The sequence below is a fragment of the Brevibacillus fortis genome, assembly GCF_046196545.1.
In the GTDB taxonomy this organism is placed as follows: Bacteria; Bacillota; Bacilli; order Brevibacillales; family Brevibacillaceae; genus Brevibacillus; species Brevibacillus fortis_A.
On the sequence record NZ_CP176370.1, the window covers coordinates 1947114 to 1960928 of the forward strand.

Consider the following 13815-nt stretch of genomic DNA (forward strand, 5'->3'; position numbering starts at 1 on the left):
TTATGGAAGAGTTTGGTCTGCTGTTTCGGTTGATTCTCGCTTTTTTATTTCTTAGCACGTTTGTCTCAAAAATAAGGGATATGGGCACGCATTTGTCCATTGTGCGAGCCTATCAGATCATACCCTACTCGTGGTCAAAAAGCTTTACGCATCTGGATCTGGGGTTGCAAGCCACCGTAGCGGTTTCCTTGCTGATAGGTCTTTTTACAACGCTGGGACTGTCCCTGGCGATTTTGTTGCTAGGGGCGTACACACTCGCGATCAGTATCAATCTAGCAAGAGGCAGAAAGAAGATTTCTTGCGGATGCGGCGGAATGGCGGGAAACCATTTTTTATCGTGGAAGCTTGTTTTGCGTAACCTCGTTTTCATCAGTCTGGCCGTCTATGTAGGGCAATGGAGCGGGGGCTGGGCGAGTGTTGACCAGTATGTAATGTCCGGTAGATTCGAAATCACCAACGGGGTAATCGCTATCTTCTTTTCGAGTGTGTGCATCTCACTGCTCATGGCTATTAGCGGAGAAATCAGTACGTTCCAACATATTTTGCGAAAAAGGCAGGGATGAACATGTCTACAGGCTGGGTGATTGGGTTCGGGGTATTATGGTTGACGGTCATCGCAATTTTGGTCGTCTTGTTTCAAGTATTAAAGGTGGTCGGGACGTTCATTAACAAAATGGAAGCAGCAGAAGAATATAGTAGGAAGAGCGACAAAAATATTAATTCTTGAAATTTAAGAAAACGCTTTCAATTTCCATATAAACATTGTATTATATTCCTGTGGATACAATTTATGTAAAAAGGGGTGATAAGCATGTTTAAGAAATTACTTCAAAAGCTCGGAGCAAGTGCATTTGCAGGATGCCAAAAAGGATGCGTAAGAAATGGCCCTTTGTGTGAATGCCCTTGGTAGTTTTTAAGACACATAAGTAGAGCAAGACTGTCTCAAAGTAGAGAATTCTACTACAGGAGACAGTCTTGTTTTTTGAAAAACCGAAAATTAACGTAGTAAATCTAAATGAAGCAAAGGAAACGGCCTTCCCGAACCATCTAGTTCAGATCGTCCTGTTTGCACAAACCCATACCATTTGTAGAAGGCGTGAGCCCCTTCGTTTTGCTCGTTGACATCTACTTTCAAATGAGGGCCATACTTTCGTTCCGCATGTTCGAGTAATCTGCTGCCAATCCCTTTCCCATGGTATTCTGGATCAACGAACAGCATTTCGATTTTCGTTCCATCTAGGCCAATAAAGCCTACAGGCTCTTTCTTTTCGTTTATTTCCATCCATACCTCAACGGCAGATAGTGCTTCATTTTTTACCATGTGTTTATAAAACTCAATATCTTCTTTCGTCAAAAAATGGTGAGTACGGCAAACGGCACGATACCAAATATCTACTAGTTGATCACGATAGCTGGCTTCATAAACTACAGTTTTGGTATTCATCATGAAACCTCCCGATTCAAAGTAACAAACAAAAAAGAGCGCTCTTGAGAGCATATTATATAGAGTCGCCAGGAACTTTCCTATCATGTTCACAGCTTTTCTATCCTCCCAGAATAATCTGACGATTGATAAGAGGGAAGTGGGAAGGAAATCCTGCCTCGTCACAACTCCGCTATGCACCCCGAAAACCCTCCTTATGATTATATAGTTTTAGCAGAATTTTAAAATATTTCAGACATCAATTTACAGATTGAGCTATACTGTCTTTATGGAACAATCTTCTAATTGGTGGGGGCAGAAAAAATGAAAAAACTCGTTTCTTTGGCAGTCGTTGCAAGTATTGCGATCCCGTTACTGAGTCCGACTTTTGTCCAACATGCTTCTGCAAACGCTATTCATGATTATCGTAACGAAGCTCAGGTCAACCAGTTCCGCCCACATGGTGGAGATAAGCAGGAAGTGAATGATTTCATCGCGTCCTTAGTGAAGCAACGATCCAATCCTGCTGAGGTAGCAAAGCTGGTAGCAGATGACTCCTTGACGAATTTTGCGATGAAAGCCTACATGCAAGGATTGGCACAATATAAAAACATTCAGGTGATCGAAGCAAAAGTAGACAAGCTGTACACCGTCACGAAGGAGGATGCTTACAATAACTACCGCGCGATTGTGAAATTCAAATACGTAGGGTATACCGCGGATAACAAGGCCATTGAAAAAACGGATTATCTCGGCTTGGCCAGACTCGGGACAGACCCGGTAAACTGGAAGGCGTGGGGTGTCATTTGGCAGGACTCTGGCATCGATGTGTCAGATGTGAAGCTGATTCAGTTGGAGAAGCCGCGCAAAGGCGAAGAAGTATGCGTCATCACGACTGATGCCGGTGTGATAAAGTTGAGACTGTTCCCGAACAAAGCTCCAAAAGCGGTGGAAAACTTTAAAACACTCGCGAAAAAAGGGCAATACAACAATATGATTTTTCACCGTGTGATCAACGATTTCATGATTCAGGCGGGAGATTTGAAAGGGCCGGATGGCAAGGAGCTGCCGAGTATTTACGGAGAGTCGTTTGAGGACGAGTTTAGCCGGGATCTGTTCAATTTGAGAGGAGCGCTCAGTATGGGGAACGCTGGACCTAATACGAACAGCACGCATTTCTACATTGTACAAAGCCCCAAGGTAGATCAGGAGTACCTCGATTTGTCGGCGCTGCCGTTGAACGCAGAAGCGAAGTATAAAGAAATTGGCGGACGTGCTTACCTCGACAATCGCCACACTGTTTTTGGTCATGTATTTGCCGGGATGGAAGTCGTAGACAAGATCGCTGCCCAGAAAACAGATGAGAATGCCAAGCCCATTCAAAATCCGATTAAGGTGCAAAAGATCGAATTTGTCCCGTATAACGAATAAGTATCGCCAGCAAAGCAAAAACCCCCTCTCATTCCTGACATTTGGGATGACGAGGGGGTTTGTCAATGGAGGGGAGATCCAAGTCAATACGGCTCCCAGCGCAGTTTTCGTGCTTTCTCGAATCGCTCTTCCACATAGGGCCAGTTGACGATATTCCACCAGTTCTCTACATACTTGTTTCGCTGGTTTTGATACGCCAGAAAATAGGCATGCTCCCATACATCCAGAGCCAGTAGCGGAATCACATCCCATTGTGACAGGTTCTGGTGCTTTTCGGCTGTAAGAATCTCCAGATGATGTGCGCGCGGGGACCAAACGAGGATCGCCCACCCAGGACCTTCTACCTTTTCTGCCGCCTGACTAAATTGTCTCTTAAAGGCTTCATACGAACCGAAATACCGATTGATTGCCGCTGCGAGATCACCAGAGGGAGTGCCACCCCCATTTGGACTCATGGCTGGCCAAAAGATCGTATGCAAGTAATGACCGGCCCCATTAAAGGCTAGCTCACGTTCCCAATGGCGTATGAGATCGAAGTTGCCACTTTCTCGTGCCTCTGCTAGCTTTCGCTCTGCTGTATTGAGATCGTCTACATACTTTTGGTGTAGCCTGTTGTGATGAATTTGCATGGTAGCTTCATCGATGTACGGCTCCAAAGCGTTGTAGCCATAAGGGAGCGGGGGGAGGGTATGTCGACCGACAGCCACGGGGCGTGCCGCACGGACTGGCTCGCGTTCACCGGGATAGGAAACGGGTTCTGGCACTACAGGCACTTGTACTTCTTCCGCCACCGCTGGCTGTGCATTCATTGTTTCCTGAGCAGGTTCACTCACTTCTCCTTCCAGATGCTCATCTTCACTCAACTGAGCCAGTCGTAAAAAGTGATGGAATTGCTCCTGCACCTGTTCTGCGCGAGTGATGAGGGCAGGGAGTTCGTTGCTTTCTTTTGTCGAATCAAGCTTCGATGCTTGCCTTCCGATCAGTGTAAATGTTTCTTCGAATTTGTGCAGATGCCGTTCGAGTTCTCGGTTGAGGGTCTTATGTCTTCGCAAATGCTCGATCCATTGTCGGCCCCATTGGCTCCAATTTAGCAAATTCTTGGCTTCTTCTACCAAAAGATTCTCCTCCTCATGGGCACATCATCTCTCCCCACATTATGAAAGGCGCCTAGAGAAGGTGCGACATTTGCGGAGTACAAGAAATTTCATCTCGGCATATGGTAGTAGCACAAATGTTTGAGTGGTATGCTGTACTATATTCATTTCAACAGGGGAGACACATTAGCATGAGTAGAGAACGAGCGATTGCCGTTATTGATTCAGGAGTGGGAGGATTAACTGTTGCGAAGGAAGTCATGCGTCAGCTACCCGAAGAACGGATTGTTTATGTAGGCGATAATGCCCGTTGTCCGTATGGCTCCAAATCGCCGGAAGAGATTCGTGCCTACAGCTTTCAAATGATCGATTATGTGATGCGTACACCGTTAAAAGCATTGGTGATCGCCTGTAATACTGCGACTGCCGTCGTGCTGGAGGAAGCGATGGAGGATTTGCCACTGCCCGTCATTGGGGTGATTGAACCAGGGGCACGTGCGGCTGTTCAAGTGACGAAAAACGGAAGGGTCGGTGTCATCGGGACGGAAACGACCATTCGTACCAAGGCGTATGAACGTGCGCTTTTACGGATTCAACCGGATCTGTACGTCGCAGGCATGGCTTGTCCCGCATTTGTGCCACTGGTGGAGAGCCACATGGCGAACTCGGAGGAAGCAAGAAGAGTCGTAAAAGAAACGCTCGCCCCGTTCTTGCACGAAGATTTGGACACGTTAATTTTGGGTTGTACACACTATCCGTTGCTCGCCCCAGTCATTTCGGAAGTGATGGGAGATCGAGTACGCTTGATCAACTCCGCAGAAGAGACAGCGCGAGAATTGTCCCTGCAAATTGCGACGGACGCCGAAAGCAAGCAAATAGAGCGTCCGGAACATCTGTTTGTGACGAGTGGGGACGCCCACAAATTCCGGACCATTGCAGAAGAGTGGCTGGATTGCAAAGTAAACGTCCAGCACAACTCATTGGAAAAATCCGTCCAGCCCTGATAGAAGACCTTGTCTGGCGAGACAAACTTTCAACGCATAAACCCAAGCCTAGCTCGTATACATGGTAGTACAAAGTGTCTGGAGGAGGCTGGGGAAATGAAGATAAGGCACATCGGGAAAATGACGGCCGTGCTGGGGGTTAGCGCAGTGCTTTTGTCGGGCTGCGGTCTCTTTGGCCCGGAAAAGGAAACAATTAGTATTGATGCACCACCGCAGTCAGAGGTATCAGTTGATTTGCCAAACGGCACGCCGTCCCCGGATGCTGCAAAAGAAGGCGCACAAGCGGTCGTTCAGGAGACTGGAGAGAGAATGGTGTACTTGCAGGATGCGAATGGATATATCGTTCCTGTCTCGATGACTCTTCCGAAATCAGAAGGTCCTGCCAAACAAGTATTGAACTACATGGTAAAAGGTGGCCCGGTAGAAAGCATGCTCCAGGGCGGCTTCTCCGCTGTCTTGCCGAAAGGGACAGAAGTAAAAGGACTAGTCATCAAAAACGGCGTAGCCACTGTCGATTTTTCCAAAGACTTCAAAACGTACGAGGAGAAAGACGAGAAAAAAATAGTCGATGCAGTCACCCGGGCGTTGACGGAATTTAACACCGTCAAGACTGTGCAAATTTGGGTGAACGGAACGCCGTTGACGGAAATGCCAGCAGCTAAAACACCCATTACGCTATTAGACCGCAATCAAGGAGTCAATCTCGAATTGGGTGATGGGGCGGTACCAGGAGATACCTCCAGCGTAACGGTTTATTTCCAAGGACAGCTGGATGACACACGTACGTATTATGTCCCAGTCACTCGCCTGGTTCCTGAAACGGCTGACATCGCCAAGGCAACCGTTGAAGAGTTGATCAAAGGACCGAAACAAGGATCTCAGCTTTTTAGTTCCTTGCTGCGTACGACACGTGTTCTGAATGTGAAGCAGGAAAAAGATTTGGTGACAGTCAATTTGAGTAGTGACATCCTCAAGTATGACGATGGCAAGGAAGCGAGTCCAGAAGCCTTGCAATCGCTCGTCTTGTCATTGACAGAAACGACAGGAGCCAAGCAAGTGCAGCTGCTAGTGGAAGGAAAACCGCTAGCCAGTGGCGAGTTCACCAAGCCAGTGAGCCGTCCCGTTCAACTAAATCCCATTCAGATGTAATGAACGAGCCACGCCCGTATTAACGAGCGTGGTTTTTGTTCGCCACTTGCCTGCTGTCACTAGCACGTACAGTCCTCCAGCCGCCAAGGAGCAACCGATGTCCGCATGAAATTTTTATTGAAAGAGTAAAGTGACAAGAATATTTGCAATTAATGTAAATAAGGAAGAGGCGTTTGTGCAGTGGCAGATCGTTTCCCGCCTCTGGTATAATGAGCGGAGTGTATCAAAGCGATTTAGGAGGAACTTGGAATGAGAGTGGATGGCCGTGCCCATGATCAATTGCGCCCTGTAACCATTACGCGCAATTACATTAAACACGCAGAAGGATCGTGCCTGATTGAAGTCGGAGACACAAAGGTGATTTGTACGGCGACTTTGGAGGACCGGGTGCCACCTTTTATGCGTGGTGGCGGGAAGGGCTGGATCACAGCCGAGTATTCCATGCTTCCCCGAGCAACAGCGACCCGCAACGCGCGTGAGTCGTCCAAAGGAAAAGTCGGTGGACGAACAATGGAGATTCAGCGTCTGATCGGACGTGCTCTGCGCTCCGTTGTAAACCTTGAAGCAATGGGTGAACGCACCATTTGGTTGGATTGCGATGTCATTCAGGCAGACGGAGGTACGCGGACAGCTTCGATTACCGGAGCCTACGTGGCAATGGTAGACGCGATGCAAAAGCTGGTGGATAGTGGCACCTGGAAGCAGCTGCCGCTCAATGACTTCCTGGCAGCGACCTCAGTAGGGGTAGTTGGCGAGGAAGCCGTGCTCGATCTCAACTACAAAGAAGATTCTTCAGCGATTGTGGACATGAATGTCGTCATGACGGGAAAAGGAAAGTTTGTCGAGCTGCAAGGAACAGGGGAGGATGCTCCGTTTTCGCCTGAGCAGCTACAAGAAATGATTGCCCTTGCAAAAGTCGGCATTGACAACTTGATTAACAGTCAAAAAGAGGCGCTCGCTGATGTTACGCTCTCTTTTGCACAATCAGTAGCGGAGGAAAGTCATGCCTAATCGAAAAAGAGTCGTTCTCGCAACACGTAACCAAGGAAAAGTGAAAGAATTCAACAGGCTGTTCGCAGATGCAGGCTGGGAAGGAATTAGCCTCGCTGAATTTGAGGGTGTGCCCGAGGTAGTAGAAGACAAAGACACCTTCGAAGGAAACGCGCTGAAAAAAGCAATCGAAATCTCTACATACTTGAAAATGCCAGCCCTCGGTGACGATTCCGGTCTGGAAGTAGATGCGCTGGAAGGACGTCCTGGTGTTTACTCCGCACGCTTTGCCGGGGAAGATGCAACAGACGAGCAGAATTGGCGTAAATTGTTGAAAGAGCTGGAAGAGGTGTCGACACAGGAACGCACAGCTCGCTTCCGTTGTACGTTGGCGTTGGTGATTCCTGGCGAAGAGCCAATCATTGCCACTGGCGCTTGTGAGGGTGTGATTGCGCGTGAGCCAAAAGGGACAAACGGCTTCGGATACGATCCGGTATTCTACATCCCATCGATGGACAAAATGATGGCCGAACTCATGCCAGAAGAAAAGAATCAGATCAGCCACCGCGCTCGTGCCATGCAGCAACTGCTCGAAATCATCAAGTAGACTAGAGAGAAAACAGGAGAGTGAGGCGTGATGGGAATTCTCATCATGAGCGATAGCCACGGCTTGGTTCGGGAAGTAAGCCAGGTCGTCAAACGACATCATGTCGAAAAGATTTTGCATTGTGGCGATTTTTGTGTCGACCATAAGCGCGAGCCGTTTTCCAACATGACGCTTGTCCGGGGCAATTGCGATTCGACACAAGAGGTGCCGACTGAGCAAGAGACCAAATGGCGAGACCTTCACATCCTGCAAACGCACGGGCATCTTTTCGGAGTGAAAGGCTCTCTTCTGCGTCTTCATTACCGTGCAGAAGAGGTCGGAGCAAATGTAGTCGTATTCGGTCACTCTCATGTACCTGTCTGTGGCGTGGAAAGAGACATCTTGTTTCTGAATCCGGGCAGCCTGCAAATGCCGCGCGGTTTTCACGTACCGACATATGCTCTTGTAGAAGAGACAGGAACGAGCCCGACAGAAGTTTACATATCCGTGGCGTTTTATGACCATTTGGGCAACCTGGTTTCACAATTGGGAGGGAACTATTCTGTTCGTCGACCAATGAGGTCTTCTTGAAAACTAAAAGATTTGTGCTATACTAGAATGGTTATAATGGCTAGAATATTATCATCCGAGCCTGCGAAGATACCATGGCGCGGCTGGCGATGTTCTGTTGATTCGATTTAGGAGGGGAAGTTTACGTGGCAGCAAATTGGGAAAAGGTAGAGAATAACCAGGGAGTCCTGACGATTGAAGTAGATGCTACGCAAGTAGACGCAGCATTGGATCAAGCGTTTAAAAAAGTGGTTCAAAAAGTTCAAGTTCCAGGATTCCGTAAAGGAAAAGTACCACGCAAAATGTTCGAATCCCGTTTTGGTGTAGAATCTCTGTACCAAGACGCTCTTGACATTCTGCTTCCAACTGCATACGGACAAGCTGTTCGTGAAGCTGGTATCGAGCCAGTAGATCGTCCAGAAGTAGACGTAACGCAAATGGAACAAGGGAAAAACCTGATCTTCAAAGCGACTGTAACTGTGAAGCCTGAAGTGAAGCTGGGCGACTACAAAGGTCTGTCCATCGAAGAAAAAGACTTCTCTGTAACAGAAGAGAGCGTTGATGCTGAACTGAAGCGCATGCAAGAGCGTCATGCTGAGCTCGTAGCAGTAGAAGAGGGTGCCGCACAAACAGGCGATATCGCAGTAATCGATTTCGAAGGCTTCCAAGACGGAGTAGCTTTTGAAGGCGGTAAAGCGGAAGATTATTCTCTGGAACTGGGTTCCGGTACTTTCATCGCAGGGTTCGAAGAGCAACTGGCTGGCTTGAACATCGGCGAAGAAAAAGAAATTACCGTAACTTTCCCTGAAGAGTACCACTCTCCTAACCTCGCTGGTAAAGAAGCGGTATTCAAAGTGAAGCTGAACAGCCTGAAGCGCAAAAACCTGCCTGCTTTGGATGATGAGTTTGCCAAAGACGTGAGCGAGTTCGACACGCTGGAAGAGCTGAAAGCAGACACCAAGAAAAAACTCGAAGAAAAAACTGCGCAAGAAAAAGATCAATATGTTCGTGAGCAGCTCGTTCTGAAAGCAGCTGAAAACGCTGAGATCGATCTGCCAGCAGTAATGGTTGAGCATGAATTGGATCAAATGGTAAATGAATTTGGTCAACGTCTGCAATACCAAGGCATGACGCTGGAACTGTACTACCAGTTCTCCGGCATGGATGAGAGCCAACTGCGTGATCAATTGCGTGCAGACGCAACATCCCGCGTTCGCACTTCCCTGACTTTGGAAGCAATCGGCAAAGCAGAAAACATCGAAGCAACAGAAGAAGATGTAACTGCAGAACTCGAGAAACTGGCTGGCGTATACGGCCGCCCAGCAGACGAGCTGCGCAAAATCTTCTCCGCACAAGATGGCATGGCTGCTCTGTATCGCGATGTGCAAACTCGCAAAACAGTAGATTTGCTGGTTGCAGAAAGCAAAGTAACAGCATAAGCTTAGAAGAACGCATGATTGGTCAGTGGGCAGGCTAACCCTGAGCGCTGACTGTCAAGACCACAAGGCACGAGTGTATCGTGCCTTGTTTTTCCACCATTGACTTTTTTCGGCAAAGGAGGAAAATACATAATGCTAATCCCTATGGTCATTGAGCAAACAAGCAGGGGCGAGCGCTCCTACGATATTTACTCGCGCCTCCTGAAAGACCGGATTATTCTCTTGGGCACCGAGATTGATGATGAAATCGCCAATCTGGTTGTTGCTCAGCTGCTTTTCTTGCAGGCAGAAGATCCGGACAAAGACATATCGCTATACATAAACTCTCCAGGTGGTTCTGTTACAGCAGGAATGGCCATCTATGACACCATGCAGTACATCAAACCGGATGTGTCCACGATTTGTGTGGGCATGGCTGCCAGCATGGGTGCGTTCCTGTTGGCTGCTGGTGCAAAAGGCAAACGCTTCGCACTGCCAAATGCCGAGGTAATGATTCACCAACCGCTCGGTGGTGTACGTGGGCAAGCTGAAGACATCCGCATTCATGCGGAATGGATCATGAAAACGAAGCGCCAGCTGAATGAGATTTTGTCTGAGCGGACAGGTCAGCCTTATGAACGCGTAGAGCAGGATACAGACCGCGACAATTTCATGAGCGCAGAAGAAGCAAAGGCCTACGGATTGATTGACTCTATTATCGAACGCAAAAACTGACCCGTTGTGAGGTGAAGCGCATGTTTAAGTTTAACGACGACAAAGGCCAACTGAAGTGTTCCTTCTGCGGCAAGTCCCAGGAACAGGTGCGCAAGCTGGTAGCTGGTCCTGGTGTTTACATTTGTGACGAATGTATCGAACTGTGCAATGAAATTGTACAGGAAGAACTGGGCACTGAAGAAGAAATCGATATGAAAGAAATTCCAAAGCCAGTGGAAATTCGCAAAATCTTGGACGACTATGTCATTGGTCAAGATATGGCGAAGAAGTCCTTGTCTGTAGCGGTGTACAACCACTACAAACGGATTAATTCCGGGGCGAAGATCGAGGATGTGGAGCTGCAAAAATCCAACATCATGCTGATCGGTCCAACTGGTAGCGGGAAAACGTTGCTCGCGCAAACATTGGCGCGCATTCTGAATGTACCTTTCGCGATTGCAGACGCAACTTCTCTGACAGAAGCAGGCTATGTGGGCGAAGATGTTGAAAACATTTTGCTCAAGCTCATCCAGGCTGCTGATTATGATGTTGAGAAGGCTGAAAAAGGAATCATTTACATCGACGAGATTGATAAGGTAGCCCGCAAATCGGAAAACCCATCCATCACGCGTGATGTATCTGGTGAAGGCGTTCAACAAGCGCTTTTGAAAATTTTGGAGGGTACTGTTGCGAGTGTTCCACCACAAGGCGGACGCAAGCATCCTCACCAAGAGTTCATCCAAATCGACACGTCGAACATTTTGTTCATCTGCGGTGGTGCATTTGATGGCGTCGAGCAGATTATTAAGCGTCGTTTGGGTAAAAAAGTCATCGGTTTCGGTGCAGACTTCGGCGATGGCGTAAAAGGCGATCTGAAAGCCGGAGAATACCTGAAATACATTTTGCCGGAAGACCTGCTGAAATTTGGTCTGATTCCAGAGTTTGTCGGTCGTTTGCCAGTGCTGGCTACCTTGGAGCCGCTGGATGAGGAGACGCTCGTGCGTATCCTGACAGAGCCGAAAAACTCTTTGGTGAAACAGTACCAAAAACTGCTGAGTCTCGACGGTGTTGAGCTGGAGTTCGATAACGGTGCGCTCATGCAAATCGCCAAAGAAGCGATTAAGCGCAACACTGGTGCGCGCGGACTGCGTGCGATTATCGAACAAATCATGCTCGACATGATGTATGAGCTTCCTTCTAGAGAAGACGTCAACAAGTGCGTGATTACCGAAGAAACGGTTCGCGACAAAGTGAAGCCGCAACTGTTGACCAAAGAAGGCCAGGAATTGCACGAAGAAACAGCATAAGTATTGTACACAAACCATCTCGTTATAAACGAGGTGGTTTTTTTGTTGTTGGTTTATGTCTACGCTTGCGGGGCAATACTACTTGATATCGTTCAAGAGAAGCTTTACATATGCACAAAACGGTCAGGAACAGGTTCCCTTCTCTTCGGGGGACAAAAGTTGACTGCAAGCGAAGACGCATGGGAGGGACTGCATATGGACTATACGACATTGGTCATTGCTGTCATTGAAGTGGTTGTTGGTATCGTGATCGGCACCTACTTTTGGAACTTGCTGCGAGCGCAGAGAAACACGAAAACCTCAACCGAAAAGGAATCGCGCAAGGATCTTGATTCCATTCGTAAAATGAGAATGGTTGCGTTGACAGAACCTCTGTCAGAGAGAACAAGACCAGCGACTTTGGAAGAAATTGTAGGGCAAGAAGATGGGCTTCGTGCGTTGCGTGCCGCTTTGTGTGGTCCGAACCCACAGCATGTCATTATTTATGGACCACCTGGTGTAGGCAAGACCGCAGCGGCTAGGGTCGTGCTCGAAGAAGCGAAGAAAAATCAGTTGTCGCCGTTTTCTTCTGATGCCAAGTTTATTGAAATCGATGCGACGATTGCTCGTTTTGATGAGCGCGGGATTGCTGACCCGTTAATCGGCTCTGTACATGATCCGATTTATCAAGGAGCAGGCTCGCTTGGGCAGGCAGGGATTCCGCAGCCAAAGCCAGGAGCTGTGACGAAAGCGCATGGTGGCATGCTTTTTCTTGATGAAATAGGGGAACTTCATCCTGTTCAGATGAATAAGTTACTAAAGGTTCTCGAAGACCGCAAAGTTATGCTGGAGAGTGCTTACTACAGCGAGGAAAATAACCAAATTCCTTCGCATATTCATGACGTTTTCAAATACGGTTTGCCTGCCGACTTCCGTCTGGTTGGGGCGACGACAAGGCTGCCGGAAGAATTGCCTGCTGCGCTTCGTTCCCGTTGCCTGGAAATCTTTTTCCGCCCATTGAAGGCTGGAGAAATTGGGAGTATCGTGCGTACGGCCGTGCCTAAAATGAATATGGATATTGAAGACAGCGCTGTTTCCGTGATCGAGCGCTACGCGACCAATGGACGTGAAGCGATCAATACACTGCAAATCGCTGCGGGAATTGCCTTGACGGAAGAACGCAAAGACATCCATGCTGCCGATGTGGAATGGGTGATGCACAGCAGTCAAAAATCGCCTCGCCCTGAAAAGCAGGTGCATGATACACCGCAAGTCGGATTGGTCAACGGTCTTGCTGTATACGGTCCGAACATGGGCAGTGTGATGGAGCTGGAAGTGACTGCTTCCCCCGCTGCTGTTCCTGGTCAAGGTCGAATGGCGATGACAGGAATGGCCGAGGAAGAGGAGATGGGCAGCCGAAACCGGACGATCCGCCGGAAGTCTATGGCAAAAGGATCGATCGAAAACGTTTTGACTGTCCTGAACAGAATGGGCGTCCGTCCGTATGATTATGATCTGCATATCAATTTTCCGGGAGGCATCCCTGTTGATGGGCCTTCTGCGGGCATTACCATTGCCACTGCGATCTACTCGGCGATTTTGAATCAGCCTGTCGATAATTTACTGGCCATGACTGGCGAAGTGAGTATTCATGGGAAGGTAAAGCCCGTTGGGGGTGTAGTCGCGAAGGTAGAGGCTGCCAAACAAGCGGGAGCGACCAGAGTGCTCATTCCACAGGAAAACTGGCAAAGCATTTTTGCCGATATGAAAGGGATCGAAATCATACCAGTGTCAACTGTTACAGAGGTAATCGAGCTGGCTGTACCGCAAGCTGCCATGCAAGAAGAAGAAACGACGGGATTTACTTTGCAAATCCCAGCAGAGGATCTCGCTTCCTCTCCGCTATCCCTGTAACAGTCGGGTATGCTCGCAGATTAGACATCGGATTGTGTTTGCGCTACAATGGAAAAAAGCTTCTGCTTGCAAAGAGCCAGAGGCCTTGCCCGGCCTGAATCGAGCTCCACAAAAATGATTGCGTATGATCTTTTTTGTCTCGTTTTTCGGGGCCGGGCGGGCGTTAAAAAAACGGCTTTGAGGGCCGTTTTTGTCTGTTATAAGGCTCTTTGTAAGAGGGTAGATCAACAAGGAGA

General features: G+C 48.3%; 14 protein-coding genes. 12 read left to right on the plus strand and 2 right to left on the minus strand.

Annotation, left to right across the window (positions count from 1 at the left end; all coding sequences use genetic code 11):
• Positions 1 to 2 precede the first annotated feature (2 nt).
• Positions 3 to 563 (plus strand): MauE/DoxX family redox-associated membrane protein, encoded by a 561-nt coding sequence (locus ACKKE8_RS10120; protein ID WP_409178065.1) that lies wholly within the window; start codon positions 3 to 5, stop codon positions 561 to 563.
• Between the two features lie 2 nt (positions 564 to 565).
• On the plus strand, positions 566 to 727 hold the full coding sequence (locus ACKKE8_RS10125; RefSeq protein ID WP_409178066.1) for a hypothetical protein: 162 nt from the start codon (positions 566 to 568) through the stop codon (positions 725 to 727).
• A gap of 270 nt (positions 728 to 997) precedes the next feature.
• On the opposite strand, the gene ACKKE8_RS10130 is transcribed toward ACKKE8_RS10125, so the two are convergent.
• Positions 998 to 1444, minus strand: a complete 447-nt coding sequence (locus ACKKE8_RS10130; protein WP_409178067.1) for an acetyltransferase — start codon at positions 1442 to 1444, stop codon at positions 998 to 1000.
• 303 nt (positions 1445 to 1747) lie between these two features.
• Between ACKKE8_RS10130 and ACKKE8_RS10135 the strand changes: the two genes are divergently transcribed.
• On the plus strand, positions 1748 to 2854 hold the full coding sequence (locus ACKKE8_RS10135; RefSeq protein WP_409178068.1) for a peptidylprolyl isomerase: 1107 nt from the start codon (positions 1748 to 1750) through the stop codon (positions 2852 to 2854).
• Positions 2855 to 2937: 83 nt separating this feature from the next.
• On the opposite strand, the gene ACKKE8_RS10140 is transcribed toward ACKKE8_RS10135, so the two are convergent.
• Positions 2938 to 3969 carry a superoxide dismutase gene (locus ACKKE8_RS10140; RefSeq protein ID WP_409178069.1) on the minus strand — a complete coding sequence of 344 codons (1032 nt, stop codon included), beginning with the start codon at positions 3967 to 3969 and terminating at the stop codon, positions 2938 to 2940.
• 170 nt (positions 3970 to 4139) lie between these two features.
• Between ACKKE8_RS10140 and racE the strand changes: the two genes are divergently transcribed.
• The 9 genes from racE (at position 4140) to lonB (ending at position 13579) form a co-directional block, all read left to right on the plus strand.
• Entirely contained in the window at positions 4140 to 4952 is an 813-nt protein-coding gene (gene racE, locus ACKKE8_RS10145) for a glutamate racemase (RefSeq protein WP_409178070.1), read from the plus strand.
• Between the two features lie 96 nt (positions 4953 to 5048).
• A complete protein-coding gene (locus tag ACKKE8_RS10150) occupies positions 5049 to 6101 on the plus strand; it encodes a GerMN domain-containing protein (RefSeq protein WP_409178071.1) in 1053 nt (350 codons plus the stop codon).
• A 249-nt stretch (positions 6102 to 6350) separates the two neighbouring features.
• The gene (gene rph / locus ACKKE8_RS10155; RefSeq protein WP_409178072.1) at positions 6351 to 7112 is read left to right on the plus strand and encodes a ribonuclease PH; all 762 of its coding nucleotides are present in this window, start codon (positions 6351 to 6353) and stop codon (positions 7110 to 7112) included.
• Complete coding sequence (locus ACKKE8_RS10160) at positions 7105 to 7698, plus strand: XTP/dITP diphosphatase (protein WP_409178073.1); 594 nt, start codon at positions 7105 to 7107, stop codon at positions 7696 to 7698. The genes rph and ACKKE8_RS10160 overlap by 8 nt, the downstream gene beginning before the upstream one ends.
• A 30-nt stretch (positions 7699 to 7728) precedes the next feature.
• The gene (locus tag ACKKE8_RS10165; protein ID WP_409179090.1) at positions 7729 to 8268 is read left to right on the plus strand and encodes a metallophosphoesterase family protein; all 540 of its coding nucleotides are present in this window, start codon (positions 7729 to 7731) and stop codon (positions 8266 to 8268) included.
• A 125-nt stretch (positions 8269 to 8393) separates the two neighbouring features.
• Positions 8394 to 9686: a trigger factor gene (gene tig, locus ACKKE8_RS10170; protein ID WP_409178074.1), complete on the plus strand. Its 1293-nt coding sequence runs from the start codon at positions 8394 to 8396 to the stop codon at positions 9684 to 9686.
• Positions 9687 to 9818: 132 nt separating this feature from the next.
• Positions 9819 to 10400, plus strand: a complete 582-nt coding sequence (gene clpP, locus ACKKE8_RS10175; RefSeq protein WP_007722241.1) for an ATP-dependent Clp endopeptidase proteolytic subunit ClpP — start codon at positions 9819 to 9821, stop codon at positions 10398 to 10400.
• A 20-nt stretch (positions 10401 to 10420) separates the two neighbouring features.
• Complete coding sequence (clpX, locus tag ACKKE8_RS10180) at positions 10421 to 11686, plus strand: ATP-dependent protease ATP-binding subunit ClpX (protein WP_007722243.1); 1266 nt, start codon at positions 10421 to 10423, stop codon at positions 11684 to 11686.
• A 195-nt stretch (positions 11687 to 11881) separates the two neighbouring features.
• Complete coding sequence (lonB, locus tag ACKKE8_RS10185; protein WP_409178075.1) at positions 11882 to 13579, plus strand: ATP-dependent protease LonB; 1698 nt, start codon at positions 11882 to 11884, stop codon at positions 13577 to 13579.
• Positions 13580 to 13815: the final 236 nt, after the last annotated feature.

Coding starts and splice junctions, on each gene's coding strand:
- ACKKE8_RS10120 (WP_409178065.1), top strand. CDS start 3: ATGGAAGAGTTTGGTCTGCTGTTTCGGTTGATTCTCGCTTTTTTATTT.
- ACKKE8_RS10125 (WP_409178066.1), top strand. CDS start 566: ATGTCTACAGGCTGGGTGATTGGGTTCGGGGTATTATGGTTGACGGTC.
- ACKKE8_RS10130 (WP_409178067.1), bottom strand. CDS start 1,444: ATGAATACCAAAACTGTAGTTTATGAAGCCAGCTATCGTGATCAACTA.
- ACKKE8_RS10135 (WP_409178068.1), top strand. CDS start 1,748: ATGAAAAAACTCGTTTCTTTGGCAGTCGTTGCAAGTATTGCGATCCCG.
- racE (WP_409178070.1), top strand. CDS start 4,140: ATGAGTAGAGAACGAGCGATTGCCGTTATTGATTCAGGAGTGGGAGGA.
- ACKKE8_RS10150 (WP_409178071.1), top strand. CDS start 5,049: ATGAAGATAAGGCACATCGGGAAAATGACGGCCGTGCTGGGGGTTAGC.
- rph (WP_409178072.1), top strand. CDS start 6,351: ATGAGAGTGGATGGCCGTGCCCATGATCAATTGCGCCCTGTAACCATT.
- ACKKE8_RS10160 (WP_409178073.1), top strand. CDS start 7,105: ATGCCTAATCGAAAAAGAGTCGTTCTCGCAACACGTAACCAAGGAAAA.
- ACKKE8_RS10165 (WP_409179090.1), top strand. CDS start 7,729: ATGGGAATTCTCATCATGAGCGATAGCCACGGCTTGGTTCGGGAAGTA.
- clpP (WP_007722241.1), top strand. CDS start 9,819: ATGCTAATCCCTATGGTCATTGAGCAAACAAGCAGGGGCGAGCGCTCC.
- clpX (WP_007722243.1), top strand. CDS start 10,421: ATGTTTAAGTTTAACGACGACAAAGGCCAACTGAAGTGTTCCTTCTGC.
- lonB (WP_409178075.1), top strand. CDS start 11,882: ATGGACTATACGACATTGGTCATTGCTGTCATTGAAGTGGTTGTTGGT.